The organism is Kaarinaea lacus (genome assembly GCF_975902315.1).
In genome coordinates, this window is sequence record NZ_CDLKIE010000292.1 from 1 (window position 1) to 3491 (window position 3491).

At 42.3% G+C, this 3491-nt stretch carries 5 protein-coding genes; 2 read left to right on the forward strand and 3 right to left on the reverse strand.

Annotated features, from left to right (window positions below):
• Positions 1-352: MerR family transcriptional regulator (locus ACWVCM_RS09205; RefSeq protein WP_455201445.1), on the reverse strand; the 352-nt coding region annotated here is incomplete at its 3' end.
• 189 nt (positions 353-541) lie between these two features.
• Between ACWVCM_RS09205 and ACWVCM_RS09210 the strand changes: the two genes are divergently transcribed.
• Together ACWVCM_RS09210 and ACWVCM_RS09215 are read left to right on the forward strand one after the other, a co-directional pair.
• Positions 542-1111 carry a glutathione peroxidase gene (locus tag ACWVCM_RS09210; protein WP_455201446.1) on the forward strand — a complete coding sequence of 190 codons (570 nt, stop codon included), beginning with the start codon at positions 542-544 and terminating at the stop codon, positions 1109-1111.
• Positions 1111-2052 (forward strand): YbgA family protein, encoded by a 942-nt coding sequence (locus ACWVCM_RS09215; protein WP_455201447.1) that lies wholly within the window; start codon positions 1111-1113, stop codon positions 2050-2052. The genes ACWVCM_RS09210 and ACWVCM_RS09215 overlap by 1 nt, the downstream gene beginning before the upstream one ends.
• Positions 2053-2183: 131 nt before the next feature.
• Here ACWVCM_RS09215 and ACWVCM_RS09220 read toward each other — a convergent pair whose 3' ends face one another.
• Positions 2184-2717, reverse strand: a complete 534-nt coding sequence (locus ACWVCM_RS09220) for a BLUF domain-containing protein (RefSeq protein WP_455201448.1) — start codon at positions 2715-2717, stop codon at positions 2184-2186.
• Positions 2718-3224: 507 nt separating this feature from the next.
• Positions 3225-3491, reverse strand: a 267-nt coding sequence (locus ACWVCM_RS09225) for an FAD-binding domain-containing protein (protein ID WP_455201449.1), incomplete at its 5' end; no start/stop codon positions are given.

Consider the following 3491-nt stretch of genomic DNA (forward strand, 5'->3'; position numbering starts at 1 on the left):
CATTGGTATCGAAGCGAACTATCGCATTAATCATGCGGCGTTGATAATTGGACCAGGGGTCGGTTGCTTTTTCCTGCGCCGGTTGTGCGCTTTTTCCTTTTAAATAATCTTTAACCTGGCCAATGGAAATGCCTTTATCCAGTAACTCGAGCACTTGCTGGATAAGGTCAATGTCGTTTTGAGTATACAGTCGGTGGCCTTTGGGAGTGCGGATCGGTGTAATAAGACCGTAACGGCGTTCCCAGGCGCGCAGTGTGATGGAATTCACGCCGGTCAGGCTTGAAACCGTGCGAATTGGATACAGTTCTTCTTCACCGGGTAAATTTTCTGTCTGTTGTTTGTTTTGCGCCATCACGAGTACCTTTCGCTTTGAGTCTGCTGTTCGATAATCTACTACAATTTTCTATTTCCAACTTGTACAAGTATAGACTATGGTGTATAAGTATTGTATAGGATTTTGCGATTTATTGGAACTAAACTTATACAGGTTGTACAAATACGTCAACTACGACGATTGAATTACCCCGATGAGGCCATTGCTATGAAATCTAACAGACTGTTTTTATTGATTTTATTCAATTTATTTGCCGCGAGTATGATACCGACAGCCGTCATGGCGGAGAGCGAAATGAGCTGTCCGGACACCCTCAATTTCACCAAACGCACCCTCGCCGGCGAAAAGGAGGTCAATCTCTGTAAGGAATACCTGGGTAAAGTGGTGGTCGTCGTTAATACCGCCAGCAAATGTGGTTACACCTACCAGTACGAAGGACTCGAAGGTTTATACCGTAAGTACAAAGATAAAGGCCTGGTGGTGATTGGTTTCCCATCCAATGACTTCGGCGGCCAGGAACCGGGAACAGAAAAACAAATACAGGATTTTTGCCGGTTAACTTACGGTGTTGAGTTCCCAATGTTTGAGAAAACACGTGTCTCTCGTTATAACGCGGGTCCAGTTTATAAAACCCTGGCAAAAATTTCAGGTGAATATCCGCAATGGAATTTTCACAAATACGTTCTGGACCGTAACGGCAAGCTTGTGGCCAGCTTCAATAGCAAAGTTGAACCACAGGGCAACAGGATGATAACGACCATAGAAGGATTGTTGTAATGTCAGTTGAAACCAGGCAAAAGATACATGTTGGAATCAGTAGTTGTTTGATGGGGCAAAAAGTTCGTTTTGATGCCAACCATAAAGAACAGCGGTTCATTACGCAAAAACTGGCGCAACGGTTTGAGTTTGTCCCGGTTTGCCCTGAAATGGCAATCGGTTTGGGTGTACCGCGCACCCCAATTCATCTCATAGGAGATCAGCACCATCAGCGAGTTGTGAATGTAAAAGATGAAACCATCGATGTAACCCAGCCATTGATTGATTTTGGGCAGCAAAAGGCGAAACAGCTGGACTTCATCAGTGGTTACATCTTTAAAAAAGGCTCACCCAGTTGTGGGTTGTTTAACGTGAAGATCTATAAAAGTAAAACCCAGGTGTTAAATAGCGGCACTGGAATTTATGCCCAACAAATCATTGAAAATAATCCCTTGCTGCCGGTTGAGGAAGAAGGGCGGTTAAAAGACGATAATTTGAGACACAATTTTTTACAACGCGTGGAAGTTTATCATCGATGGCAGCAGCTAGTCGCGCGCGGGCTAAGTAAAAAATCCATCATCGAATTTCATACCAGGCACAAGTTCATGTTGCTTGCACATTGTGAAGCTACCTATCGCACGCTAGGGCCAATGATCGCGCAAGCAGGGGATACAGATCTGGATTCATTTGCTAATGAATATATTGCGATGCTGATGAATGGACTGAAAAAACCGAGCTCGCGTGGCAAACATACTAACGTCCTGGAACATCTTTTAGGTTACTTTAAGCGTGATCTCGACATTCACGACAAATCCGAAATGCGTGAATTGATAGAAGGCTATCGCGCTGGCAAGGTTTCCCGTGAAGTGCCGCTAACCATGTTGAAGCATTATTTGCGTAAATTTCCCAGTAGCTATGTGAATCAACAATATTATCTGAGTCATTGTTATTCCAGCCTGTGATTTTTTAATTCAGCCCAGTCCGCAGAGCGCTGTTGTTTTACAGGTTTTCAATAATATTGTTGATAAGGTCTGATATTTTTCAGCAGTTCTTCGAAATTATTCGGCCAAATTTTATAATAAATCGCGCTGCTTCAGGCTGGCTCCGCTTTGCGACGTCTGAATAATCGTCGCAGAAAACCCTGTTTGCGTTTCGCGATTGCCGTGGAATCGTAATTCTGGTCAGCGGTTCCATCAAAGTCTTTGGTTATTACAAAAAGTCTCAGCAGTTTGTCGATGAATGCGTCGTCAAATTCGTAAGGTGTAAATGCATCGTATCCGTGGTCTTTAAGCAGTTTCGTTACATTTTCTTCAAGAGCGACATATTTCATTGACCAGTTGGTAAAGTATCTCTGGTTTATGCGATTGATTGACAGGCTCTGTACGTTTTCGTGACGAGGATCTTCAGCAATTTTGTTGTAAAGCTGGTTAACGACATCCTGGTTGCCCTCCAGACATTGAAAAAAATAATTATTGCTGAAATAAAGAACGCCACCGATCTGGTGTCGAGGATTATTTTTCCTGGATTGCATTAGTATCCGTCCAACATCGACCTGTATGCCGCCATAATCCTGGTTGGCGGGATTTGTTGATTCACTTGCATAAATTAGGCGGATTAACGGAGTCATAAAATTCACCTTGTTATTCTTCCAATGAGCTGAAAATTATCTGTTCGAGATAGAGCGCGAAATATCATACTATCCGTAGTGTTATTCTTCAGGTGAAGCGTTAACTATAATCATAAAACCGGTTGATACATTTGTCATCCATTCTGACAGGTTAAAACAGTAATGTCGTCAAAGTGACTGATATTGAATGCAATAAAATAAGCATAAAAATTATGGTATAAGGGAATTGGAAAGTGCATTTATCCATTAGTCAGTCTATGGCTCATTTAATGTCAGGCAGGGTGCGACAGAAATTATCGTTTTCCCTTACTTTCTGCCAACCGGCCGACATAATAGTGCATGTAGTGAAAAGTATTTCAGCGGAAGTTATGCCTGTAAAAGAAAAATATCCAGAGGTTCAAACTACCATAGCACCTCATTGAGGCTTTTCATCGCATTTGCCACGAATTATTTTGACATTGTCAGTGATGAAAACACCAAGATGTAAAGGCTACGATGTAAAGAATGTTAGCGCTTCAGTTTCCGAAAGTTATTATAGTTATTCAATGACTGTTTGCGCGTATTCATGATATCCAGGATGGGTCGCGGATAGTTTTTGCCTACGACAATATCGATTTCCTGTATTGCCTTATACGGTGCATTCCAGGGTTCGTGAATATAACGTGTTGGGAAATTCATTAACTCAGGTATCCATTCCCTAATATAGTCACCGGCAGGATCAAACTTTTTTCCCTGGCTTACTGGATTGAATATGCGGAAGTAGGGTGCTGCATC

Bases quoted from the DNA above. Each gene is read 5' to 3' on its own strand.
- ACWVCM_RS09210 (WP_455201446.1), top strand. From the start codon at position 542: ATGAAATCTAACAGACTGTTTTTATTGATTTTATTCAATTTATTTGCC.
- ACWVCM_RS09215 (WP_455201447.1), top strand. From the start codon at position 1,111: ATGTCAGTTGAAACCAGGCAAAAGATACATGTTGGAATCAGTAGTTGT.
- ACWVCM_RS09220 (WP_455201448.1), bottom strand. From the start codon at position 2,717: ATGACTCCGTTAATCCGCCTAATTTATGCAAGTGAATCAACAAATCCC.